Origin of the sequence: Mesorhizobium sp. LjRoot246 (assembly GCF_964254115.1) — a bacterium.
GTDB lineage: Bacteria > Pseudomonadota > Alphaproteobacteria > Rhizobiales > Rhizobiaceae > Mesorhizobium.
The window spans coordinates 3,230,484-3,253,962 of sequence record NZ_CAXUSN020000001.1 but is presented as its reverse complement, the minus strand read 5'-3'; the positions used below and the strand labels follow the sequence as shown (position 1 = coordinate 3,253,962).

The 23,479-nt window shown below is 62.7% G+C and carries 24 protein-coding genes; 8 read left to right on the top strand and 16 right to left on the bottom strand.

Annotated elements, in window-relative coordinates:
• Nucleotides 1-86 precede the first annotated feature (86 nt).
• The 3 genes from ACSQ3L_RS15705 to ACSQ3L_RS15695 all read left to right on the top strand — a co-directional run bounded on the left by ACSQ3L_RS15705 (nt 87) and on the right by ACSQ3L_RS15695 (nt 3,939).
• Nucleotides 87-1,019 carry an alpha/beta fold hydrolase gene (locus ACSQ3L_RS15705; protein ID WP_436160782.1) on the top strand — a complete coding sequence of 311 codons (933 nt, stop codon included), beginning with the start codon at nt 87-89 and terminating at the stop codon, nt 1,017-1,019.
• Nucleotides 1,020-1,117: 98 nt separating this feature from the next.
• The gene (locus ACSQ3L_RS15700; protein ID WP_436160781.1) at nt 1,118-2,293 is read left to right on the top strand and encodes a CaiB/BaiF CoA transferase family protein; all 1,176 of its coding nucleotides are present in this window, start codon (nt 1,118-1,120) and stop codon (nt 2,291-2,293) included.
• On the top strand, nt 2,290-3,939 hold the full coding sequence (locus ACSQ3L_RS15695; protein ID WP_436160780.1) for a thiamine pyrophosphate-binding protein: 1,650 nt from the start codon (nt 2,290-2,292) through the stop codon (nt 3,937-3,939). Before ACSQ3L_RS15700 ends, ACSQ3L_RS15695 begins: the two co-directional genes overlap by 4 nt.
• 230 nt (nt 3,940-4,169) lie before the next feature.
• Here ACSQ3L_RS15695 and ACSQ3L_RS15690 read toward each other — a convergent pair whose 3' ends face one another.
• On the bottom strand, nt 4,170-4,610 hold the full coding sequence (locus tag ACSQ3L_RS15690; RefSeq protein ID WP_436160779.1) for a CHRD domain-containing protein: 441 nt from the start codon (nt 4,608-4,610) through the stop codon (nt 4,170-4,172).
• 155 nt (nt 4,611-4,765) lie between these two features.
• Nucleotides 4,766-6,049 (bottom strand): cystathionine gamma-synthase family protein, encoded by a 1,284-nt coding sequence (locus ACSQ3L_RS15685; RefSeq protein WP_436160778.1) that lies wholly within the window; start codon nt 6,047-6,049, stop codon nt 4,766-4,768.
• Between the two features lie 122 nt (nt 6,050-6,171).
• On the opposite strand from ACSQ3L_RS15685, the gene ACSQ3L_RS15680 reads away from it, so the two are divergent.
• Complete coding sequence (locus ACSQ3L_RS15680; RefSeq protein WP_436160777.1) at nt 6,172-6,630, top strand: Lrp/AsnC family transcriptional regulator; 459 nt, start codon at nt 6,172-6,174, stop codon at nt 6,628-6,630.
• A gap of 161 nt (nt 6,631-6,791) precedes the next feature.
• Here the strand turns inward: ACSQ3L_RS15680 and ACSQ3L_RS15675 are convergent, their stop codons facing one another.
• The 6 genes from ACSQ3L_RS15675 to ACSQ3L_RS15650 form a co-directional block, all read right to left on the bottom strand.
• On the bottom strand, nt 6,792-7,430 hold the full coding sequence (locus ACSQ3L_RS15675) for a GIY-YIG nuclease family protein (RefSeq protein WP_436160776.1): 639 nt from the start codon (nt 7,428-7,430) through the stop codon (nt 6,792-6,794).
• Nucleotides 7,431-7,623: 193 nt separating this feature from the next.
• On the bottom strand, nt 7,624-8,595 hold the full coding sequence (locus ACSQ3L_RS15670) for an ABC transporter substrate-binding protein (protein ID WP_436160775.1): 972 nt from the start codon (nt 8,593-8,595) through the stop codon (nt 7,624-7,626).
• A 40-nt stretch (nt 8,596-8,635) separates the two neighbouring features.
• Nucleotides 8,636-9,790, bottom strand: a complete 1,155-nt coding sequence (locus tag ACSQ3L_RS15665) for an ABC transporter permease (protein ID WP_436160774.1) — start codon at nt 9,788-9,790, stop codon at nt 8,636-8,638.
• Nucleotides 9,787-10,665 carry an ABC transporter permease gene (locus ACSQ3L_RS15660; protein ID WP_436160773.1) on the bottom strand — a complete coding sequence of 293 codons (879 nt, stop codon included), beginning with the start codon at nt 10,663-10,665 and terminating at the stop codon, nt 9,787-9,789. Before ACSQ3L_RS15660 ends, ACSQ3L_RS15665 begins: the two co-directional genes overlap by 4 nt.
• The gene (locus ACSQ3L_RS15655; RefSeq protein WP_436163455.1) at nt 10,665-11,198 is read right to left on the bottom strand and encodes an endonuclease domain-containing protein; all 534 of its coding nucleotides are present in this window, start codon (nt 11,196-11,198) and stop codon (nt 10,665-10,667) included. Before ACSQ3L_RS15655 ends, ACSQ3L_RS15660 begins: the two co-directional genes overlap by 1 nt.
• Complete coding sequence (locus tag ACSQ3L_RS15650) at nt 11,191-11,982, bottom strand: ABC transporter ATP-binding protein (RefSeq protein ID WP_436160772.1); 792 nt, start codon at nt 11,980-11,982, stop codon at nt 11,191-11,193. Before ACSQ3L_RS15650 ends, ACSQ3L_RS15655 begins: the two co-directional genes overlap by 8 nt.
• A gap of 130 nt (nt 11,983-12,112) precedes the next feature.
• On the opposite strand from ACSQ3L_RS15650, the gene ACSQ3L_RS15645 reads away from it, so the two are divergent.
• Nucleotides 12,113-12,517 (top strand): cupin domain-containing protein, encoded by a 405-nt coding sequence (locus ACSQ3L_RS15645; RefSeq protein WP_436160771.1) that lies wholly within the window; start codon nt 12,113-12,115, stop codon nt 12,515-12,517.
• A 71-nt stretch (nt 12,518-12,588) separates the two neighbouring features.
• Here the strand turns inward: ACSQ3L_RS15645 and ACSQ3L_RS15640 are convergent, their stop codons facing one another.
• The 4 genes from ACSQ3L_RS15640 to ACSQ3L_RS15625 all read right to left on the bottom strand — a co-directional run bounded on the left by ACSQ3L_RS15640 (nt 12,589) and on the right by ACSQ3L_RS15625 (nt 17,134).
• Complete coding sequence (locus tag ACSQ3L_RS15640; RefSeq protein ID WP_436160770.1) at nt 12,589-12,966, bottom strand: hypothetical protein; 378 nt, start codon at nt 12,964-12,966, stop codon at nt 12,589-12,591.
• Nucleotide 12,967: 1 nt separating this feature from the next.
• The gene (gene hydA / locus ACSQ3L_RS15635; RefSeq protein WP_436160769.1) at nt 12,968-14,419 is read right to left on the bottom strand and encodes a dihydropyrimidinase; all 1,452 of its coding nucleotides are present in this window, start codon (nt 14,417-14,419) and stop codon (nt 12,968-12,970) included.
• Between the two features lie 65 nt (nt 14,420-14,484).
• Nucleotides 14,485-15,735 carry a Zn-dependent hydrolase gene (locus ACSQ3L_RS15630; RefSeq protein WP_436160768.1) on the bottom strand — a complete coding sequence of 417 codons (1,251 nt, stop codon included), beginning with the start codon at nt 15,733-15,735 and terminating at the stop codon, nt 14,485-14,487.
• A 70-nt stretch (nt 15,736-15,805) separates the two neighbouring features.
• The gene (locus tag ACSQ3L_RS15625) at nt 15,806-17,134 is read right to left on the bottom strand and encodes an aspartate aminotransferase family protein (protein ID WP_436160767.1); all 1,329 of its coding nucleotides are present in this window, start codon (nt 17,132-17,134) and stop codon (nt 15,806-15,808) included.
• A 227-nt stretch (nt 17,135-17,361) separates the two neighbouring features.
• Here ACSQ3L_RS15625 and ACSQ3L_RS15620 point away from each other — a divergent pair, with 227 nt between their 5' ends.
• Complete coding sequence (locus ACSQ3L_RS15620) at nt 17,362-17,997, top strand: TetR family transcriptional regulator C-terminal domain-containing protein (protein ID WP_436160766.1); 636 nt, start codon at nt 17,362-17,364, stop codon at nt 17,995-17,997.
• Nucleotides 17,998-18,001: 4 nt separating this feature from the next.
• Here the strand turns inward: ACSQ3L_RS15620 and ACSQ3L_RS15615 are convergent, their stop codons facing one another.
• On the bottom strand, nt 18,002-18,889 hold the full coding sequence (locus tag ACSQ3L_RS15615) for a helix-turn-helix transcriptional regulator (RefSeq protein ID WP_436160765.1): 888 nt from the start codon (nt 18,887-18,889) through the stop codon (nt 18,002-18,004).
• A 103-nt stretch (nt 18,890-18,992) separates the two neighbouring features.
• Between ACSQ3L_RS15615 and ACSQ3L_RS15610 the strand changes: the two genes are divergently transcribed.
• Together ACSQ3L_RS15610 and ACSQ3L_RS15605 are read left to right on the top strand one after the other, a co-directional pair.
• On the top strand, nt 18,993-19,832 hold the full coding sequence (locus ACSQ3L_RS15610) for an SDR family oxidoreductase (RefSeq protein ID WP_436160764.1): 840 nt from the start codon (nt 18,993-18,995) through the stop codon (nt 19,830-19,832).
• On the top strand, nt 19,829-20,551 hold the full coding sequence (locus ACSQ3L_RS15605; protein ID WP_436160763.1) for an SDR family oxidoreductase: 723 nt from the start codon (nt 19,829-19,831) through the stop codon (nt 20,549-20,551). The genes ACSQ3L_RS15610 and ACSQ3L_RS15605 overlap by 4 nt, the downstream gene beginning before the upstream one ends.
• 31 nt (nt 20,552-20,582) lie before the next feature.
• On the opposite strand, the gene ACSQ3L_RS15600 is transcribed toward ACSQ3L_RS15605, so the two are convergent.
• Genes ACSQ3L_RS15600 through ACSQ3L_RS15590 form a run of 3 tightly spaced genes read right to left on the bottom strand, consistent with a single transcriptional unit; the run spans nt 20,583 to nt 23,453 of the window.
• On the bottom strand, nt 20,583-20,837 hold the full coding sequence (locus ACSQ3L_RS15600; protein ID WP_436160762.1) for a hypothetical protein: 255 nt from the start codon (nt 20,835-20,837) through the stop codon (nt 20,583-20,585).
• 55 nt (nt 20,838-20,892) lie between these two features.
• Entirely contained in the window at nt 20,893-21,618 is a 726-nt protein-coding gene (otsB, locus tag ACSQ3L_RS15595; protein WP_436163454.1) for a trehalose-phosphatase, read from the bottom strand.
• 56 nt (nt 21,619-21,674) lie between these two features.
• On the bottom strand, nt 21,675-23,453 hold the full coding sequence (locus ACSQ3L_RS15590) for an alpha,alpha-trehalose-phosphate synthase (UDP-forming) (protein ID WP_436160761.1): 1,779 nt from the start codon (nt 23,451-23,453) through the stop codon (nt 21,675-21,677).
• Nucleotides 23,454-23,479 lie beyond the last annotated feature (26 nt).

Sequence of the window (23,479 nt, the reverse complement as noted above, 5' to 3'; positions counted from 1 at the left end):
CAGGCAGGGCGGATTGACGCAAAACCGGCGCCGGCGCAAACAAGGCCGGCGCCACGGCGGCGGCCGGAGCCTGGAGACCGAGCGGCATGTCATTCAGCCAGCAGCGCGTGGTTGCCTCGCCGACCGGCGCCGATCTCAATCTTTTCGTCAGGCAAGCCGATGGCCAGGCACGGGCCGTCGTTCAGATCAACCACGGGCTGGCCGAGCACGCCGCGCGCTATGCCCGCTTCGCCGATTTTCTCGCCCAACGCGGCTTCCATGTCTATGTCCACGATCATCGCGGCCATGGCGCGACCAAGGCGCCCGACGCGCCGCTCGGCAGGTTCGCCGACAGGGACGGCGCCGCCAAGGTGATCGCCGACGTCGGCGCCATCCATGATCTCATCGCCAGCGAATGGCCAAACAGACCGGTCATCCTGTTTGGCCATTCGATGGGTGCGTCGGTCGCGCTGAACTTCCTGTTGCGTCACTCGCCACGCGTCCATGCCGCCGCAATCTGGAACGGCAATTTCTCCCAAGGCCCGCTTGGACAGCTGGCGCTCGGCATTCTTGCCTGGGAGCGGTTCCGGCTCGGCTCCGATGTGCCATCGCGCTTGCTGCCGAAACTCACCTTCCGGGCCTGGGGCAAGGCGGTGCCCAACCACCGCACGCTGTTCGACTGGCTGTCGCGCGACGCGGCCGAGGTGGCAAAATACATCGCCGATCCCTTGTGCGGCTGGGATGCTTCGGTGTCGATGTGGCGCGATGTGGTCTCGATGGCGCTGAACGGCGGCAAGGATGCCGGCTTTGCCGGCATCCGGCGTGATCTTCCCGTCAGCATCGTCGGTGGCGAGAAGGACCCTGCCTCGGACCATGGCAAAGGCATCACCCACCTTGTTGATCGCATGCGCACGATGGGCTTTTCGAATCTCGTTTCAAAGGTTTACGCCGACACCCGCCACGAAAGCCTGAACGAGGTGAATCGCGACATCATCATGGATGATTTCGCTGCCTGGGCGGACAATGTCCTCAAAGCGTGACGGATTGGCCTATCGCAAGAGCCGTGACAGCCGTTGCAGGGCTTGATAGAGGCTCTGCTTCGCAGCAATCGCAGTGATTGCGGCAATCACGGTGATTTATGGCCGAACCCCCGCTGAAAGGCGTCCGCGTCGTCGAACTCGCCCGCATCCTTGCTGGGCCATGGGCCGGGCAGTTGCTCGCCGATCTCGGCGCCGATGTCATCAAGGTCGAGAGCCCCGACGGCGGCGACGACACCCGCAAATGGGGTCCGCCCTTCGTCATGGGCAAGGACGGCGAGAACCTTTCGGCCGCCTATTACCATTCCTGCAATCGCGGCAAGCGCTCCATCGCCATCGATTTCTCGACACCCGAAGGAGCCGAAACGGTGCGCCGGCTGGTCGCGGCTTCGGACGTGCTGATCGAGAACTTCAAGCTCGGCGGCTTGAAGAAATATGGCCTCGACTATGACAGCCTGCGCAAGATCAACCCTCGCCTCGTCTACTGCTCGATCACCGGCTTCGGCCAGGATGGTCCGTATGCGCCGCGCGCCGGCTACGACTTCATCATCCAGGCCATGGCCGGCATGATGTCGATCACCGGCGAGGTTGGCCGTGAGCCGCAAAAGGCCGGCGTCGCCATCTCGGACATCTTCACCGGCCTCTATTCGGTCATCGCCATCCAGGCAGCATTGCGCCACGCCGAGCAGACCGGCGAAGGCCAGCACATCGATATGGCGCTCTTCGACACCCAGATCTCGGCGCTCGGCAACCAGAATTTGAACTATCTGGTCTCCGGCAAATCGCCGGTGCAGATGGGCAATGCGCATATGAACATCGCCCCTTACGAGGTGGTGCCGGTCCGGGACGGCCACATCATCCTGGCGGTCGGCAATGACGGCCAATTCGCCAAATTCTGCGCCGCCGTTGGGCTGGACGATCTGCCGGCGAATCCCGATTTCGCCACCAACCCCGCCCGGGTCGCCAACCGGGTAAAGCTGCGCGAACGCATGATCGAGGCGCTGAAGGTTTTCGACCGCGATCCGCTGCTGGCCAAGCTGGAAGCGGCCGGCGTGCCGGCGAGCCCGATCAACACGATCGGCCAGATGTTCGCCGATCCGCAGACAATCGCGCGCGGCATGCGGCTCGATCTCGACGACGGCCATGGCAATTTTCTGCCGTCGGTGCGCGCACCGATGGTCCTGTCCGGCACACCGCTGGTCTACGAGCGCCCCTCGCCGCGCCTGGGCGAGCACACCGAAGAAATCCTTGCCGAACTGGAGAAGTCTGGACAATGAAGACCGGCGGACAACTCATCGTAGACGCGCTCGAAGCCAACGGCACCGACCGCATCTATTGCGTGCCCGGTGAATCCTATCTGGCGGTGCTCGATGCGCTGCACGATTCAGCGATCCGCACCATCGTCTGCCGCCAGGAAGGCGGTGCTGCGATGATGGCCGATTGCCACGGCCGCCTGACCGGCAAACCCGGCATCTGCTTCGTCACCCGCGGCCCCGGCGCCACCAACGCCTCGGCCGGCATCCACATTGCCATGCAGGATTCGATACCCGTCATCCTGTTCATCGGCCAGGTCGCAAGCCACGCCAAGGAGCGCGAGGCTTTTCAGGAGGTTGATTACAAGAGGTTCTTCGGCGACATCGCCAAATGGGTGGTCGAGATAGACGACGCCTCACGCATCCCCGAATTCGTCACCCGTGCCTTCGCCGTGGCGACGTCGGGTCGTCCCGGTCCGGTGGTGATCTCGCTGCCCGAAGACATGCTGACCAGCATCGTCGAAGCGCCCATCGCCTTGCCGCACACACCGGTGGAAACACGGGCCGGCGAAGCCGAGCTCGACGCGCTGGAAAAGCTGCTGGCCAAGTCCAAGCGCCCATTCGTCATCCTTGGCGGCACGCGCTGGGATGCCGAGGCGGTTGCGCGGATGCGCACGATCGCCGAGGCGTGGTCGCTGCCGGTCGGCTGCTCCTTCCGCCGCCAGATGCTGTTTGATCATCTGCATCCGAACTATGCCGGCGATGTCGGCATCGGCATCAATCCGAAGCTGGCCACAGCGATCAAGCAGGCCGACCTCGTCCTGCTCATCGGTGGCCGCATGGGCGAGATGCCGTCTTCCGACTACACGCTGCTGAAAAGCCCCTACCCCGACCAGACACTGGTGCATATCCATGCCGATCCCGGCGAACTCGGCCGCGTCTATCGGCCGACACTGGCGATCAATGCCTCGCCGTCCGCCTTCGTCGAAGCCTTCGCCAGGCGCAAGCCGGCCTCGGCGCCCGTCTGGGCAGCCGAGACGCCAAAGCTGCATGCCGCCTATCTCGACTGGTCGACGCCACCGGAAAGCGGCCCCGGCTCGGTCCAGATGGGGCCGATCATGAACTATCTGGAAAAGATGCTGCCCGACGATGCCATCCTCACCAACGGCGCCGGCAATTACGCCACCTGGGTGCACCGCTTCCACCGCTTCCGCCGTTTCGCCACGCAAGGTGCACCGACCTCGGGCTCGATGGGATATGGCACCCCCGCCGCAGTCGCCGCCAAGGAACTGTTCCCGGACCGCACCGTGGTTGCCTTTGCCGGCGACGGCTGCTTCCTGATGAACGGGCAGGAATTCGCCACCGCCGTGCAGTATGACCTGCCGATCGTCGTCGTCGTCGTCAACAACGGCATTTACGGCACCATTCGCATGCACCAGGAGCGCGAATATCCCGGCCGCGTCGTCGCTACCGATCTCAAGAACCCCAACTTCGCGGCCCTCGCCCGCGCCTATGGCGGCCACGGCGAGACGGTCGAGAAGACGGCGGACTTCGCGCCCGCCTTCGAACGTGCCCGCGCCAGCGGCAAGCCGGCGATCGTCGAAATCCGGCTCGACCCCGAAGCGATCACCCCGACCCGGACGATGACCCAGATCCGCGACAAGGTTTGAGAGCTAAGGGCATAGGCCGAGTTCTACGGCGCCCCCCTCTGCCCTGCCGGGCATCTCCCCCTCAAGGGAAGAGATTAGCGGCTCCATTGCTGGCGCCCCCTCTTAGACCTCCTTTAGACCTCTGCTGTTTTTCAAAAGCCAAGATGACTGTCGATCTCCCCCCTTGAGGGGGAGATGTCCGGCAGGACAGAGGGGGGCGCTGTCCCGCCAACCTCCGGTGTTGGCTCCCCCTACTTCGCCTTCTCGATCTGGCCGCGGATCTCCCCGTCCGGGTTCGCTTTGGTGTGGACGTTGACGTAATACTTGCCGGCCTCAAGGTCGGCCGCCTGGGCATCGGTCAGCGTTTCCGATCCCTTGATCGGGCTCTTGAGTTTCTTGAATGGAATGACCGGTCCAGCGTTTTCGCCCATCGCCGCCGGGCCGTGGATGTGCGCTGCCGTCGCCGGCCCGCCGAGGCCGGAATATTTGACATTCCAGCTGAGCTTCTTCTTGGCCGTGTCGAATGTGAGGGTGGCCGTGCCTTTGCCCTTCGTGGTGACCGGCGGGTTCTGCTGGCCGCCATCGAGCGTTGCCTTGAACTTTTCCATGGCTGCCAGGGCCGGCGATGCGAACAGGAAAGCGGTCGAAATGGCCAGCGCCGACAGCGCCGGTAAGAAGGATTGGGTGCGCATGAAGAACCTCCGATTGGATGTCGCATCCGTCACGTCTCCCCGACGCGCGTATGCTTCAACGCAACGGCTGGGCGGCACAATGTATCCCACCACACGCGTTTGTGATGACGTACAGAAATCCGATGGCCCGTCCTGTCCGGCTTTTGGGGTAGCCGTCAGACCGCCGCCAGCGCCTGCGTCAGGTCGGCGATCAGATCGTCCGGGTGCTCGACGCCGATAGACAGCCTGACGGTGGTCTCCAGCACGCCGATGCGCTGGCGCACCTCGAAGGGTATGCCCGAATGGGTCATGGCCGCGGGGTGGCTGGCCAGCGATTCCGTTCCGCCAAGGCTCACCGCTAGCTTGAAAATCTGCAGCCCGTTGAGGAAGGCGAAAGCCGCCTTCTCCCCGCCCTTGATATCGAAGGAGAAGGTCGAGCCGGCGCCGCTGCATTGCGCCCTGTAGGCGCGGCCCGCCGGCGTGTCCTCGCCCAGGAACGGCAGGTAATGCACCTTCTCGACCTTGGCGTGATCGCGCAGGAATTCGGCGACCAGGCGCGCATTGTCGTTGGCCCGCTCCATGCGGATCGACAGCGTCTCCAGCGAGCGACCGAGCATCCAGCAGGAATGCGGGTCGAGCTGCGTGCCGATCGCGCCGCGCAGCGCCTTGATCGGCTTGGTGACCGCCTTGCTGCCCATGGCGGCACCCGCGATCAGGTCGGAATGGCCGCCGACATATTTGGTCAGCGAATAAACCGACACGTCGGCACCGTGTTCGATCGGCCGCTGGAACACCGGACCCAGCAATGTGTTGTCGCAGACGATGATTGGCGTCGACCCCTGGCTCGCGCCGATCTCGTCGGCGATCTTGCGCATCAGCGCGATGTCGACCAGGCTGTTGGTCGGATTTGACGGCGTCTCGATCAGGATGACCGAAACGCGGCCTTTCGCGACGGCCGCATCGGCGGCCGTGCGCATCGCTGTCTCATCCACGCCGTCCGCGAAGCCGACAGCGCCGATGCCGAAACCGGAGAGCGTGCGCGTCAAAAGTGTCTCGGTGCCGCCATACAGCGGCTGCGAATGCAAAATAGCGTCACCCGGGCGGGCGTAGGCGAGCAGCGTCGTGGCAATCGCCGACATGCCCGATGAAAACAGGATACAGGCATCCGTCCCCTCATAGATTGCCAGCCGATCCTCGACGATCTCGCTGTTGGGGTGGTTGAAGCGCGAATAGACCAGGCCGGAGGCCGTGCCGCTCGGCGGCTCCTTGCGGCCGGACGTGTAGTCGAAGAAGTCGCGTCCCTCCTCCGCCGACTTGAACACGAAGGTCGAGGTCAGGAACACCGGCGGCTTGACCGCGCCCTCCGAAAGCTGCGGATCGAAGCCATAGCTCAGCATCAGCGTCTCCGGATGGAGCTTGTGATTGCCGATATGGGTTTTCGACGGGCGTGGCGCGGTCATGATCTTTCCTGCCTTTTTCGAGGAGTGTCGCAGCAATTTATGCGATCCCGATCCGCCAGTCCTTGCTATTCTTCGGCTCGCATGGCTGCATTCCCGCAATAAATTGCTTGGAGAACCCGAAAGTGCAGCAGAAGATAGCCGACGATTTCGACCGCAGGATTCTGCGCGAGCTGCAGGCTGACGCCCGCATCACCAACAACGAGCTTGCCGAGCGGATCGGCCTGTCACCGTCGCCCTGCCTGAGGCGGGTGCGGCGGCTGGAGGAAACCGGAATTATCAGGGGCTACACCACGCTGGTCGATCCGGCCGCCTTCGGCTGGAGCATGGTCGCCATCGCCACCATCCGGCTCAGCCGCCAGAACGAAGACGAGATCGTCATGTTCGAGGACGCGATCCGCGGCTGGGAAGAGGTGCTGGAATGCCACCTCGTCACCGGGTCGCGCGACTATGTGCTGAAGGTGGTGACGGGAAGCCTCGAACAGTACGAGCGCTTCATCAAGGAAAAGATCGCGCGGCTGAAATGCGTCGCCTCGATCGAGACCAGCTTCGTCATGAACACCATAAAGGAACGGCGCCTCTGACACCTAAAGCAATTCCGGGAAAAGTGTGAAACGGTTTTCCGTCCGGAGTTGTGTCAAAACAGAGAGCTAGTGGTCAAAACCTGACACTTTGCTAGCGTAGGACACCTGCCGCCGCTAGTGAGTGGGGACAATCGCAGAAAAACAGAATAGATAATTCTGTTTCAATCCACAAGCCGCTCACTATCTGTCTGAAATTCAGCTTTGCGGCGGTTTTCTTCCAACGCTATCGGCTCTGACCTCGCTTGTGCCAGCGCTGTTTTTCTGAAGCTTTTCAGCGTAAGATAGTAATTGTTGTGATTGTTTCCTTTGAGGTTAAGGGGCAAATAAGTCCTGAGAAATATTTCTTTTTCAATCCGCCACGGTTCCGGGTGCTCTTCCCAGCAAACAAAGGCGTTGTCGTCCATCCAATCGTCGAGCCATTGTTCTCCAGAGTGAGTAAACGTCATTCTGTTGCCACTACCCACACGGCGTAATGGAAATCCACTCTTCTTGGACAATAAGATTCCGAGCGTTCGACGCAGCGTCGATCCTTCGGCATTTCCACGAAGGTGCGTTAGTATTCTCTTCCGAAGGTTTTGAGTGCTTGTAACTTTCTCTGGTGAGATACCGATGTATAGGAGATAACAATCATTTTTCGTGACGCACTTGGAGGCAGAAAAATCACTCGGTAGGGAGCGAAAGTACCAAGCATATAAACCTGAACTATTTGGAACCACAGATGGGTTCAACAAAATCTCTGAACGAGAGAAAAGATTTATTGGGCTTTTGAGACTGTCGCAGTGTTCGTTGATTTCGATCATATGCAAGCGCGCTCCCGTATGATGCACCGCTCGACCAAATTATAGCTAAGCTATGACCTATGGTCGTCTCCCGCTATATCAGTGGGAACCAAGCGTCAGGCTTTTACCACTAGAACGGTTCTGCGTTTCGCTGAAACGCAGAACCGCTTATCCAGAGGCGCCGTTCTCTAGATCGAGATGTTGCCGACTAGGCTTACTTCACAGCCTTGTCGGTGATCGCGGTGGTGTAGGCGCCGGTCGGCTCCTTGGTGATGATCTTCTGGTCGAGCAGCGCCTTGGCAGTGCGCTCGTAGGTTGCCGGATCGAGCTTGCCGTCGGCATTGTCGACCAGCTTGGCGACTTCGCTCATCATGCGCTTCTGGTGGTTCTCGTCCTGGCCACCGCCATCCATGACGATGCCTGCGGCTTCGTCATTGTTGTCGATGGCGTACTTCCAGCCCTTCATCGAAGCGCGCACGAAACGCACCATCTTGTCCTCGAAGGCCGGGTCCTTGAGCTTGTCTTCGGACGCATAGAGCCCGTCCTCGAGCAGGTCGTTGCCCATGGCCGAGTAGTTGAACACGGTCAGCTGCTCCGGCTTGTAGCCGGCATCGATCAGCTGCCAGTACTCGTTGTAGGTCATCACCGAGATGCAATCCGCCTGCTTCTGGATCAGCGGCTGCACGTCGAAGCTCTGCTTCAAGACGGTGACGCCGTCCGGACCGCCATCGGTCTTCAGGCCGAGCTTGTTCATCCAGGCGTAGAACGGATATTCATTGCCGAAGAACCAGACGCCGAGCGTGTGGCCCTTGAAGTCGGCTTCGGTCTTGATCGGGCCGTCCTTCGGGCAGACCAGCTCCATGCCGGCCTTCTTGAACGGCTGGGCGATGTTGACCAGCGGCACGCCCTTTTCGCGGGCGGCCAGCGCACCGCCCATCCAGTCGACGATGACATCGGCGCCGCCGCCGGCGATCACCTGCTCGGGCGCGATATCGGGGCCGCCCGGCTTGATCTCGACATCGAGACCCTCGGCCTCATAGAAACCCTTGGCCTTGGCGACATAGTAGCCGGCAAACTGGGCCTGCGTGACCCATTTCAGCTGTAACGTTACCTTGTCGGCGGCCATTGCCTGGAACGCGGCCAGCGACATAGCCCCGGCCAGAACAGGAATAATCAGTCTTTTCATTTTATTACCCTCTGAAGTTAGTGCCCTAAACCCACCGCCCCTATCCACCACGGACAGAGGGATGCCAAAACGTGACGGCTCTTTCGACAAGAGCGACCACGCCATAAAAGACCGAACCCGCAAGTGCTGCAACTGCGATTTCGGCCCACACCATGTCGATGTTCATCCGCCCGACCTCGGTCGAGATGCGGAAGCCCATGCCGACGACAGGCGTGCCGAAGAACTCGGCGACGATGGCGCCGATCAGCGCCAGCGTCGAGTTGATCTTCAGCGCGTTGAAGATGAAGGGAGCGGCTGCCGGCAGCCTGAGCTTCAGCAGCGTCTGCCAGTAGCCCGACGCATAGGTGCGCATCAGGTCGCGCTCCATATGGCCGGAGGCGGCAAGGCCGGCGACCGTATTCACCAGCATCGGGAAGAAGGTCATGATGATGACCACCGCCGCCTTGGACTGCCAGTCGAAGCCGAACCACATCACCATGATCGGGGCGACGCCGATGATCGGCAGCGCCGAGACCATATTGCCGATCGGCAAGAGGCCGCGCCGCAGGAACGGCACGCGGTCGGCGAGCACCGCCGTGATGAAGCCGGCGCCGCTGCCCACGACATAGCCGAAGATCACCGCCTTGAAGATGGTCTGCCGAACATCGGCGCCGAGCACCGGCAGCGAACTCGCGATGCGCGCGCCGATCGCGCTTGGCGGCGGCAACAGGATGAAGGGAATGCCGGCGCCGCGCGTCACCGCTTCCCAGATGATCAGTATCCAGGCGCCGAAGATGGCGGGGATGATCAGGCGCAAGCCCGTCCGTGCCCAACTGGGGAAAGGGCGCAACGATGACAGCACCGCCACGCAGCGCCAGCCAAGCAGCCATGCGGCGGCGAGCAGCAGGAAATATGGCGCCAGCGCCGTGCCTTCGAAACCTGCAATGCCCGATATCAGCAGCCAAGCCACGAGGTGGGCGCCGACAAACAGCACCGCCGCTTCCGCAAGGGGCGGAATCCTGGTCATCGAGATCAGCGCCGCCAGCACCGCCAGGCCGAACATCAAGCCCTTGGTTCCAAGATAGGGATAGTTGATGCTGGCCGCCGGATCGGCAAACGCTGCCGCTTCCGGCTTCGACATCGCACCGAGCGCGACCGCCATCAGGCACAGCACGACCGCCAGCACCGCTTGCCAGGAGGGTTTCAGCCAGTTCATGCCGGCCTCCCGCCCATCGCGCGGTCGACGAGGCGCCCGGCAATGCCGACCACCATGACCAGAAGGGCAGCCACCACCGAACCTGCGACCAGCGCCGACCAGATGTCGATGGACTGGCTGTAGTAGGCGCCGGCCAAAAGCTTGGCGCCGATGCCGGCAACCGCCCCCGTTGGCAGTTCGCCGACGATGGCGCCGACAAGGCTTGCCGCCACCGCCACCTTCATCGAGGTGAACAGGAACGGCACAGAGGCCGGCACCCGCAACTTCCAGAAGGTCTGCGAGCGACTGGCATTGTAGGTGTGCATCAGGTCGAGATGCATGATCTCGGGCGAGCGCAGGCCCTTCACCATGCCCACCGTCACCGGGAAGAACGACAGGTAGGTCGAGATCATCGCCTTGGGGACCAGGCCGGTGATGCCGACCGCCGCCAGCACGACGATGATCATCGGCGCCACCGCCAGGATGGGAATGGTCTGCGAGGCAATGATCCACGGCATCAGGCTGCGGTCGAGCGTCGCCACATGCACGATGCCGACAGCGATGATGATGCCGAGCGCCGTGCCGAAGGCAAAGCCGAGCAGCGTCGACGACAGCGTCACCCAGGCATTGTAGACGAGGCTGCGGCTCGAGGTGACGGGCCGCAGGAAGGTGTTCTCAAAAAAATTCACCGCCACCTGATGCGGCGCCGGCAATGTCGGCTTCGGCTGCGACAGCGTCTTGCCGATGAATTCGCTGAACGCGGGCGTTTCGCCGGCACGGCGGTCGAGATCGCGCTGGAACGGCGTGTTGAGGATGACGGCGAAGACGTACCAGAGCACGATCACGCCCAACAGGATGGAGGTCACGGGGACGAGCTTGTCGCGGAAGGTATCCATCAGTGGGCCTCAGCCGACTGGCGCCCTCCTCTCCCCAACGGGGAGAGGGTGGCCGGAGCGAAGCGGAGGCCGGGTGAGGGGGAGTCTATCTGCCCCTCAAGCACCGCTAATATTGTATCCAGAACCGCCCGCCGTTCCGCCAGAACCTCGTGATTCCAGAAGCGAAGAACAGAATAACCATGGCTGTTCAGCCAAGTTGTTCTGCTTTCGTCAGTCTGGGACTCGGCATGTTGGCTGCCATCGATTTCGACGATCAAGCTTTTTTCACGGCAGAGAAAGTCGGCGAAGAACGGTCCGAGTGGCACTTGTCTTACGAACTTGTAGCCGTTGAGGTGACGCCCCCGTAACTCGCCCCAAAGCCGGTATTCGGCCTTGGTCTCGTCAAACCGCAGCTTTCGGGCGCGCTCCGTGGCCCCGGCCCTCCTCTTGGTCGGATCCGTCGGCGCCGCCCCCTCACCCGACCTCCGCTTCGCTCCGGCCACCCTCTCCCCGCTGGGGAGAGGAGGAACCTCGTCCTGCCACCCCTCAATCATCATAGCTATGCCCTGCCCGCAGCCCGTCACGCACCCGCGCGGCGATCGCCAAAAACTCAGGCGTCTCGCGGATGTCGAGCGGCCGCTCCTTTGGCAACGTCGATTCGATGATGTCGCTGACCCGGCCCGGGCGCGGCGACATGACGACGATGCGCGTCGACAGATAGACGGCTTCGGGAATGGAGTGGGTGACGAAGCAGATGGTCTTGTTGGTGCGCCCCCACAGTTCCAGCAATTGCTCGTTGAGATGGTCGCGCACGATCTCGTCCAGCGCGCCGAACGGCTCGTCCATCAACAGGAGGTCGGCATCGAAGGCCAGCGCGCGCGCGATCGAGGCGCGCTGCTGCATGCCGCCCGAGAGCTGCCAGGGATATTTCTTCTCGAAACCCGAGAGGTTGACGAGGTCGAGCGTACGCTTGATCCGCTCTGCCTGCTCCGTCTTGGATAGGCCCATGATCTCCAGCGGCAGCCCGACATTGCGCTCGATGGTGCGCCACGGAAACAGGGCGGCAGCCTGAAAGACATAGCCATAGGCACGTTTCTCGCGCGCCTGCTCTGCTGTCATGCCGTTGACGGAAATCGTCCCCGAGGTCGGCTTCTCCAGGTCGGCGATGACGCGCAGCAATGTGGTCTTGCCGCAGCCCGAAGGCCCGATGAAGGAGACGAACTCGCCCTTGCCGATGGTGAGATCGACATTGGACAGCGCCTGCACCGGCCCGTCATTGGTCTGGAAAGTCAGTCCGAGTTTGCTTGCCGCGACGACGGCTGGCGAAGTCCCTGTCATCGGCTGTCGCCTGCCTGTTCCCGTCCCTGCGGCGTCGGTCGGAATCCGATTGCTTTTATCGCGATGTTGTTTTCCACTCGCCCTGTCCCATTGGTCTTGTCCCACTCGATCGACGCCCGGAGTTTCCCCGATGTCGCCCAAACCCACTTGTCATCTTATCCGCCCTGAAAGCACTTATGAAGGCAAGCAGGGATTGACCTATTTCGCCGGCATCGCCGCCGAAACCGTCGGCGCCTCCGGCATCTGCATGCACATGCTCACCATGCCGCCCGGCGCCCGCGCCAAGGCGCATATGCACGAAAGCCACGAGACGGCGATCTATGTGCTCTCCGGCGAGGTCCACACCTGGTACGGCGACCGGCTCGAGCATCATATCGTCGTCAAGGCCGGCGACCTCTTCTACATTCCCGCCGGCGTACCGCATCTGCCGGCCAATCTGAGCGACGCCCCGTCTTCGGCCGTCATTGCCCGCACCGATCCCAACGAACAGGAAAGCGTCGTCCTGCTGCCGGAACTGGATGCGCTGGTCGCTTGAAGCTGACTTCGCGGGGCCAGGCGCCCATCGGTCAATTGCTTGAGGTTTGCGCTGCCCGCCGAGTTCGGCAATCATCGGCACCGAGACACTTCCCCATAGACGGTGCCGTCCTCATCCGCGATCACCAGTTTCTTGGCGTTCTTGATGCTGTGCTTGATGGTGAAGGTGGCGGGCGACTTGCCCTCCTCGCCTTCAGCTTCGCACTCTGCCTTGACCGTCAGAGAACCGTCCGCCTCATTGTGTTTGCCGGTGAAGGTACAGGCACTGGTGGCGGTGACGAAATCGGTGTTGGTCAGAAGCAGCATGTCCTCGGCGTAGACTTCCTGGCCGTTCTTGTTGATGCAGCCGGATTTGTTGCCATAAGGTTTGGCAAGGTCGATGCCGGCCGCCGACACTTGGCTGGCGGCCAGAACCAAAGCTGCCGTGAAAAGAAGTCCCCCGCGCCGCACCTCAGACCCCGGTCGCCGGGATGCCGGTGCGTTCCACCTTGCGCGGTGCGGAGATTTCCTTCCACGTCGACAGCGCTCGGTTGACCGCCGCATTCGGCTCGCGGCCGACAAACTCGCCATGGCCGGGCTTGGCCCTGATTTCGGCCTCCTGGATCGACAGTTCGCCACGCGAAAACACGAAGCGCGGCAGGCCGGTCACCTCGAAACCCTCGAAGACGTTGTAGTCGATGACCGACTGCTGCTTCTTCGAAGTGATCTTCTTCTTGGCGCTGGGATCCCAGACAACGATGTCGGCGTCGGCGCCTTCGACGATGGCGCCTTTCTTCGGATACATGTTGAGGATCTTGGCGATGTTGGTCGAGGTCACCGCGACGAACTCGTTCATCGTCAGGCGGCCGGTGTTGACGCCCTTGGTCCACAGCACCGGCATGCGGTCTTCAAGCCCGCCGGTGCCGTTCGGGATCTTGGTGAAATCGCCGACGCCGTTGCGCTTCTGCTTGGTGGTGAAGGCGCAATGGTCGGTCGCCACCACCTGCAGCGAGCCCGCCTGCAGGCCGGCCCAAAGCGAATCCTGGTGCAATTTGTTGCGGAAGGGCGGGCTCATCACGCGGCGCGCCGCATGGTCCCAGTCCTTGTCGAAATATTCGCTCTCATCCAGAGTCAGATGCTGGATCAGCGGCTCGCCGAACACCCGCATGCCCTTCTGCCGCGCCCGGCGGATCGCCTCGTGGCTCTGCTCGCAAGAGACGTGCACGACATAGAGCGGCACGCCTGCCATGTCGGCGATCATGATGGCGCGGTTGGTCGCCTCGCCTTCCACCTCCGGCGGCCGCGAATAGGCGTGCCCCTCGGGGCCATTGTTGCCGGCGGCCAGCAGCTTCTGCGAGAGCGCCGCAACCACATCGCCATTCTCGGCATGCACCAGCGGCAGCGCGCCAAGATCGGCGCAGCGCTGGAATGACGCATACATCTCGTCGTCGTCGACCATCAGCGCGCCCTTGTAGGCCATGAAATGCTTGAACGAGGTGATGCCCTTGTCGACGACGGTGGCCATCTCGTCGAACACCTGCTTGCCCCACCAGGTGATCGCCATGTGGAAGGAATAATCGCAGGACGCCTTCGAGGTCTTGTTGTCCCACATCTGCAAGGCTTCGAGCAGCGACTGCTGCGGCGCCGGCAGGCAGAAATCGACCACCATGGTGGTACCCCCGGACAAGGCTGCGCGGGTGCCGGACTCGAAATCGTCGGCCGAATAGGTGCCCATGAACGGCATTTCGAGATGGGTGTGCGGATCGATGCCGCCCGGCATGACATAGCAGCCGGTGGCGTCGAACTCGTGGTCGCCATGCAGGCCCGAACCGATGGCGACGATCTTGCCGTGGCTGAACAGCACATCGGCCTTCCACGTGCGGTCGGCGGTGACGATGGTGCCGTTCTTGATGACTTTGGTCATTTTCTTGTTCCCTTGTTCTCTTCGCGCTTCTTGGTGAGCGTCGTTTGGAAGGTAGATTTCTAAATTCACTCGACGATGACAGCCGTCTCCACCACCGCGTGGAACAAAACATCGGCACCCGCCGAGGCCCATTCCTTGGTGATCTCCTCGGCCTCGTTGTGGCTCAGGCCGTCGACGCAGGGGCACATCACCATGGCGGTGGGCGCGACGCGGTTGATCCAGCAGGCGTCGTGACCGGCGCCGGAGACGATGTTGCGGTGGGAATAGCCGAGCCGTTCGGCGGCATCACGGATCGCCTTGACGCAGCCGGCGTCGAAGGTCACCGGATCGAAAGCGCCGACCTGCTCGATCTCGTACCGGATGTCGAGCGCCTCGCAGACCGTGTCGATGCCTTCGCGGATGCGGCCGTCCATGGCGTCCAGCACTTCCTTTTCCGGCGAGCGGATGTCGATGGTGAAGACAGTGCGGCCGGCGATGATGTTGCGCGAATTGGGAAACACCTCCATGTGACCGACCGCGCCGACGGCGTCGGGCTGGTAGTCCATGGCGATCTCATGCACCAGTTCGATCACCCGCGCCATGCCGAGCCCGGCATTGCGGCGCTTGGGCATCGGCGTCGAGCCGGTATGCGCTTCCTTGCCGGTCAGCGTCACCTGCAGCCATTTCAGGCCCTGGCCGTGGGTAACGACACCGATGTCGATGCCTTCGTCCTCGAGGATAGGTCCCTGCTCGATATGCAGTTCGAAAAAGGCGTGGATCTTGCGCTCGCCGACCTTCTCGGTGCCCTTCCAGCCTATGCGCTCCAGCTCCTCGCCGAATTTCTTGCCCTGCTTGTCGACATGCCCATAGACATCGGCCTGGTCGAGCACGCCGGCGAACACGCCGGACGCCATCATCGCCGGAGCGAAGCGCGCGCCCTCCTCGTTCGTCCAGTTGGTGACGACGATCGGATGTTTGGTCTTGATGCCGAGATCGTTGAGCGAGCGCACCACTTCGAGCCCGCCCAGCACGCCAAGCACGCCGTCATATTTGCCGCCGGTCGGCTGCGTATCAAGATGGCTGCCGACATAGACCGGCGGCAGGCTGGGATCGGTGCCTTCGCGGCGCGCGAACATCGTGCCCATCTCGTCGACACCCATTTCGAGCCCTGCCGCATCGCACCAGCGCTTGAACAGATGCCGCCCCTCGCCGTCCTCGTCGGTCACGGTCTGGCGATTGTTGCCGCCGGCGACGCCGGGGCCGATCTTCGCCATCTCCATGATGGAATCCCACAAACGGTCTGAATTGATTCGCAGATTCTCGCCGGGTGCGGCCATTCAAAGTCCTTCCATTTCATATTCTGGTCGGGCGGCGGTTCCCGCCGCCACCCGTCCAGGCAAAGCAGATCTAGTCTATCGACCTCAGCACTTCGCGCACATGGTCGATCAATTCGTTGATCTGGCCCTTGGTGATGATCAGCGGCGGCGACAGCGCGATGATGTCGCCGGTGGTGCGGATCAGCGCGCCGCGCTCGAACGCCTTGACGAAGGCCGAGAAGGCACGCTTGGTCGGCTGGCCGGCGATCGGCGCCAGCTCGATCGCGCCGATCAGGCCGATGTTCCTGATGTCGATGACGTTCGGCTCGCCCTTCAGCGAATGCAGCGCGTCTTCCCAGTACGGCGCCAGCTCCTCGCCGCGGGTCAAAAGACCCTCTTCCTTGTAGGTGTCGAGCGTGCCGAGTGCAGCCGCACAGGCGATCGGGTTGCCCGAATAGGTGTAGCCGTGGAAGAACTCGATCATGTGCTCGGGGCCGGTCATGAAGGCGTCGTGGATCTCCTTCTTGACGAACACCGCACCCATCGGGATGACGCCGTTGGAGACGCCCTTGGCAGTGGTCATGATGTCGGGCGTGACGCCGAAATAGTCGGCGGCGAACGGTGTGCCGAGACGGCCGAAACCGGTGATGACCTCATCGAAGATCAACAGGATGCCGTGCTTGGTGCAGATCTCGCGCAGTTTCTCGAGATAGCCCTTCGGCGGCAGGATGACCCCGGTGGAGCCGGCAACCGGCTCGACGATGACGGCGGCGATGGTCGAGGCGTCATGCAGCGCGACGATGCGCTCCAACTCGTTGGCGAGTTCGGCGCCATACTCCGGCACGCCCTTGGTGAAGGCGTTCTTTTCCGGCAGATGCGTGTGCGGCATGTGGTCGACGCCGCCGAGCAGCGTGCCGAACATCTTGCGGTTGGTGACGATGCCGCCGACCGAAATGCCGCCGAAATTGACGCCGTGATAGCCGCGCTCGCGACCAATCAGGCGGGTGCGCGAGCCCTCGCCCCTGACGCGATGATAGGCGATGGCCATCTTGAGCGCGGTCTCGACCGATTCCGAACCGGAATTGGTGAAGAAGACGTGGTCCATGCCCTTGGGCGCTAGGTCGACCAGGCGGTTGGCCAGTTCGAACACGATCGGATGGCCCATCTGGAAGGCGGGCGCGTAGTCGAGCTCGGCGGCCTGATGCTGGATCGCCTCGGTGATCTTCGGCCGGCAGTGGCCGGCATTGACGCACCACAGGCCGGCGGTGCCGTCGAGCACCTTGCGGCCGTCGCTAGTGGTGTAGTGCATATCCTTGGCGGACACCATCATGCGCGGCGCCTGCTTGAACTGCCGGTTTGCCGTGAACGGCATCCAGAATGCGCTGAGATCGTTCGGCGTGACTTTCAGCCGGTTGGACATGACCAAGACTTCCCCTTGTAACCTGTTTCGGTGCGCCCAACGCTTGGTCTTTGCCGCGTTTTCATGCTACGCAAATTTTTGACCGATTGGACAAACGTTAGCACCGCCCTGTCGGCGGTCAAGGGATTACTAGCGGAAATGCGGCACCTGAAGTGCGTTCCACAGGCTAGGGAAAAACTGGTCCAGAGAATTGGTCCAGATGACCCTCAACGCGAGGGCTTGCAACGGTGACCATCGGCACGGACGCCCCTCGCCGCACCCGCATCCAGCAGGAAAAGCGCGAACTCATTCTGGAGGCGGCGCTCGAGGTCTTCTCCACCCACGGCTTTCGCGGCTCGACCATCGACCAGATCGCCGAAGCCGCCGGCATGTCGAAGCCCAACCTGCTCTATTATTTCCGCCGTAAGGAAGACATCCACGAGACGCTGATACAGCGCCTGCTCGACACCTGGCTGGCGCCGCTGCGCGAACTGGACGACATTGGCGATCCCTTGACCGAATTGCGCAGCTATATCAGGCGCAAACTGGAGATGGCGCGCGACTTTCCCCGCGAGAGCCGGCTGTTCGCCAATGAGATCCTGCAAGGCGCGCCACGCATCATGCCGCTGCTGGCCGGCGAGTTGAAGACGCTGGTCGACGAGAAGGCCGCCGTCATCAAGGGCTGGATGCGCGCCGGCAAGATCGCCAAGACCGACCCGTGGCACCTGATCTTCTCGATCTGGGCGACAACGCAGCACTATGCCGATTTCGACGTCCAGGTCCGCGCCGTGCTCGGGCCGAACCGCGGCGGCGACGGCCGCTTCGAGGATGCGGCCCGCTTCCTGGAACAACTGTTTCTTGATGGGCTGAAGCCGAAGACCTGACGCTTCAGGCGCTGCGCCGCTCTGCCGGCAGTGCGTCCAGCAATGTCTGCAGCTTGGTGACCGAGTTCTGCTCGGCGAGCGGCGTGTAGACGATCAGCTTCATGTCCGAGCCGTCGCCGATCGACAGGCTCATATGCTCGAAGGTCATGGCGCCCGCGCTCGGGTGCCGGACATGCTTCACCCCCGACAATCGATGCGCGACGTCGCGCTGCGGCCACCAGTTGCGAAACTCCGGGCTCGAGCGGGTCATCAACTCGATCAGCCGCTCGAAATCCGGATCGCCGACATAGCGGGCGCTCGCGGCCCGGAACGAGGCCAGCACGGTGCGCGCCAATTCCTCCCAGTCGACCAGCAGGCGCCGGTGGTGCGGATTGGTGAACACCATGTGGACGATGTTGCGGCTATCACCCTCCAGCAAACCATAGTCGCCGAACACCGCCACCGCCGCCGGATTCCAGGCCAGCACGTCCCAGCGCCGGCCAATCACATAGGCCGGCTGCAGCACCAGGCTTTGCAGCATGTGCAGCAACGGGCCGTCGACCTTTTCCGGCGCCACGGCGCGACGCTCGGGCTGCTGCCGTCCGGCCAGGATGAACAAATGCTGTTTTTCGGCGGCGTCGAGGCGCAGCGCTTCGGCAAGCGCCGTCAGCACCTCGACCGAGGGCCTGACTTCCCGCCCCTGCTCCAGCCATGTGTACCAGGTCGTGCCGACACCGGCGATCATCGCCACTTCCTCGCGGCGCAAGCCCGGCGTACGCCGCCTGAGGCCAGCCGCGATGCCGGTTGCCGAGGGCGTCAGCCGCTCGCGGCGCGAGCGCAGGAAGGCGCCGAGTTCGCGCCGACGGCTGTCTTCAGCGGAGTGTGTGGGGGCCGAGTGGGGTTGGGACTCCATGCGCCTATTATAGCAGTATTGATACCAGGATAAAGTTTGAACTGTTTGGCTCGCGCCAACTGCCGCATCTTCCGTTCAGAGCAACAGAATGGAGGCTCTGAACGTGGAACTCAAAGACAAGACGATCCTCATCACCGGCTCGACCGACGGCGTTGGCCGCGTCGTCGCGCAACGGCTCGGCGCCGCCGGCGCCCGTGTGCTGGTGCATGGCCGCGATGCGACGCGCGGCAAGGCTGTTGTCACCGAGATCGAAGCCGCCGGCGGCAAGGCCGAGCTTCTGGTCGCCGACCTTTCCTCTCTGGCCGAAGTGCGCCGCCTCGCCGAGGCCGTACGCGCCAGGACGGACCGGCTCGACATCCTCATCAACAATGCCGGCATCGGCACGGCGGGCCAAGGCGCCCAACGGCAAGTCAGCGCCGATGGCTACGAACTGCGTTTTGCCGTCAATTATCTCGCCGGTTTTCTGCTCACCAACGAACTTCTTCCGTTGCTGAAGGCGAGCACACCGGCGCGCATCGTCAACGTCGCCTCGGCCGGGCAACAAGCGATCGACTTCGGCGATGTCATGCTGACCCGCGCCTATGATGGCGTGCGCGCCTACTGCCAGAGCAAGCTGGCGCAGATCCTGTTCACCATCGCCCTTGCCGAGCAATTGAAAGGCACCGGCGTCACCGTCAACGCGCTGCACCCGGCCAGCTACATGAACACCACCATGGTCCGGCAGGCCGGTGTAACCCCATGGAGTTCGGTCGAGACCGGCGCCGATGCCATTCTCAACCTCGCGACATCGCCCGCGCTCGACGGGAGAAGCGGCCTCTATTTCGACGGCCTGCGGGAATCCCGCGCCGATGCCCAGGCCTATGACGCCAAGGCAAGACAACAGTTGCGAAACCTGAGCCTTGACCTCGTCGGTCTGGCTGCATCGAAGGAAGAACATTCATGACCAAGGCAATCGAACACGCCGTCATCATCGGCGGCTCGTCCGGCATCGGCCTGGCGACGGCGCGAAAACTGCTTGGTCCGGGCATGAAGGTGACCATCACCGGGCGCGACGAGGACAAGCTGAAGAACGCATGGAAGAGCCTCGGCGGCGCCGCCGACAAAGCGGCTTTCGATGCCGGCAAGCCGGATGAGGTCAGCCGGTTCTTCGAGCGCCTCGGCCCCTTCGATCATCTGGTGCTGGCGGCCAGTGGCGGCAAGGGTCTTGGCCCCTTCCCAACGCTTGACCTGACCGACATTGGCAGTGGCGTCGACGAGAAGGTAAGGCCGCAGCTGGCCTGCCTGCAGGCGGCCCTGCCGACACTCAAAAAGAGCGGATCGGCGACCTTCATCTCGGCGGTCTCGGCCCAGCTAGCCGTCCCCGGCATCGCCGGTATCGCGGCGATTAACGGCATGCTGCTGACCGTGGTGCCGATCCTGGCGATGGAACTGAAGCCCTTGCGCGTCAATGTCGTGGCGCCCGGCGTCATCGACACGCCCTGGTGGGATTTTCTGGCCGAGGAGCAGAGGCAGGCGCTGTTTGCCGATTATGCCGGCAAGACCCCGGTCGGCCGTGTCGGTCGGGCCGAAGACGTCGCCGACGCTATCGCCTTTCTCGTCTGCAACGGCTTCATGACCGGCCAAGTGCTGACCTGCGACGGCGGCCTGCGATTTGCGGCGTAGAGACAGCAACCATCGGGTGTCGACAGGACCCTCAATTGGCTTTCTTTGGAACGCGGTCGTTCTCGCCCATAGGCCTGTCGCTAGCCGGTTTTGTCGCGCCTGAAACAGGCTTTTCCGGAACATAGGAATAGTCGGACGTGTCCGCCCCATACATCTTGTTGTCGATCGCCTCTTGCCAGCTGAAATCTGCGTCGGACGGTGAAATGCCATCGACCACATGGCGCGAGGAGCGAGAGTGAAGCCAACTCGGCGTGATCTCTCGAACCAATTGTGCAAAGCGTCCCATCGAAGCCATTCCTTTCCTTGCCGAAATCCTGTTCCAGGATGGGTGATCGCCCCGGCTAAAGTTGACCTCTCAGCCAAGCCAGCGTCTCGGCAACGCCGGCCAGCCCGTACTGCGCGGTGGTTTGCGCCGGTGGTTTGACCCGTATCGATATGCCGCCGGCATTATTGACGGTTTCGAAGCCGTTTTCGTCCGAGGTGTCATCGCCCAGGAAGACCGGGCGGCGGCCTGTGAATGGCGCGATGTCCATGAACCGCCGGATCGCCGCGCCCTTGGCGGCCTCGAGCGGCAGCAGTTCCACACCGGCATTGCCGGCAACCACCCTGTAGCCCTTTGGCAGGCTGGCCAGCGCCCGCTCGACAAGCTGCGTCGCGCGCGGAAGCAGATGCGGGGCAGCGCGCGTGTGGATGGCCAGCACCCGGCCTTTGCGCTCGATATAGGCCCCACGACCGAGCTCGGCCTCGATCTCGTCGGCAAGCGCCGCAATGTCCGCCGGCTCATCTGCGATTTCGACCTCATCGTCCGGCAGCAGCCTGTGCTCCAGGCCATAGAGCCCGGCCGCACGCAGTTTCAAAGGCTGAAACAGGTGATCCACGGCCGCGACGGACCGGCCTGTGATGAAGGCCAACGCCCCGTTCAACTTGCGATCCAGGCTTTGCAGCAAGGAGCGAAGCTCGTCGCTGACCGAGACGGCGTCCGGGTGTTCCGCATGTTCCAGCAAGGTGCCGTCGATGTCGAGGAACAGAGCCCAATCGCCGGTCAGCACAGTCTGCGGTTTCGGCATGACGGCCGGCGGCTTTTGCAGGCTCTCGCTGATCATCTTTTGCAGGGTCTCGCTCATCACATTGCCACCCGTTTGCGTTCGAACATGAATACGACATTGTCGATGCCGGGCGGCCGGTCACCGACACCGGTTACCCGATCGAGATCGCCGCGCTTACGCAGGCGCGCCGCGTCCAGAAGCATGCTGCCGGCCCAGCGATAGACATTGTTGTTGCGGACCATCTCGCGCATGGGCCGCATGCGCTCGCGCTGTTCGTCTGAAGTCATGGTCAGCGCCTGCAGCAGCGCTTCGCTCATCATGGCGGCGTCGTAGGGGTTGACGATCAGCGCCTCCAGCAATTCGCGCGAGGCACCGGCGAATGTGCTGAGCATCAAGACGCCCTGTTCGTCATCGCGCGCCGCGACGAATTCCTTTGCGACCAGGTTCATGCCGTCATGCAGGCTGGTGACCATGCATATATCGGCGGCGCGATAGATCTCATAGACCTGTTCCTGCGAGTGATGTTCGGCCACCATGATCACCGGTTTGTAGCCCTCGCTGCCATAACGTTGGTTGAGCTCTTCGGCATAACGGTGGCATTCGTCGTGAAGCAGTCTGTAGGCCGGGAGCGTGCCGCGGCTGGGGGCCGCGATCTGCAGGAAGACCAGTTTTCCGATCCATTCAGGGTATCGCTTGAACAATTCGTCCAGCGCGTGAAAACGGTCCAGAATGCCCTTGGTGTAGTCGAGACGCTCGACGCCCACCGCCAGCTTCGCATCCGCTTTCAGTCCGAACCTGTCGCGCAGGCGGGCACGGCAGTCATCGGCATCAGGCAATTTTGCCAGAAGATCCGCCGGCCATTCTATCGAGATGGGGTAGGCATGCACCAGCGTCGTCTGCCCGCCATAGGAGATGGCGGCATCGGCCCGCTCGATGCGGCTCTCCAGGAAACGATCGACGCTTTCGGTGAAATTGTTGGCGTGGAACTGCGTGTGGAAACCGATGATCGAGCTGCCGAGCAGCCCTTCGAGGATGCGTTCGCGCCATGGGCAGATGCTGTACACTTCCGAGTTCGGCCATGGGATGTGCCAGAAGGTGATGACGATCGCCTCCGGCAGCCGCTCGCGGATCATGCGCGGCAGCAACGCGAAGTGGTAGTCCTGGACCAGCACGATCGGCCGTTCGTTGCGCGCCTCGGCCACCACCGTATCGGCGAACTTCCGGTTGACCGCTTGATAGGCTTCCCAATCCGACGCGCGAAAAATCGGCCGGGTGAAGGCGATGTGGCAAAGCGGCCAGAGGCCCTCATTGGCGAAGCCGAGATAGTAGCCCTGATGCTCTTCCTCCGTCAGCCAGACCCGGCGCAGCGTGTAGGACGGATTGCCGGGCGGCACCTGCACGCGGTCGTTGTCGTCGACCGTGAGACGGTCTGCGGTTCCACCGCCATAGGCGATCCAGGTGCCGCCACAGGCGCGGGTGATCGGCTCGAGCGCCGACACCAGCCCGCTGGCCGGAACCAGCAATTCGACGCCTCCGTCATCCCTGACGTTGTGGATATAGGGTTCGCGGTTGGACACCACGATGACCTGCGCCTCCGGCAGGTCGTCGGCCAGGATCTTGCGCAATGTTTCGGGCGACCATGTCACCAGCGCCGCATCAGCCGATTGGCCGTTCTTTTCGAACTCCCGTATCACCTTGCGCGCCGCTTCCGCGGCCACGTCTTCACCCGCCGTATGCGCGACCGCCGGGGGGTTACTGCGGCGCTGCCGCGATATGGAGAAGAAAACGGCAAAAGCGGAAAAACCGAGGCTCGCGAGGATCAGAACCCAGAGCAGGCCCGCACCATAATTTGTCATTGGAATGTCAACTCACCTCCGGCCGT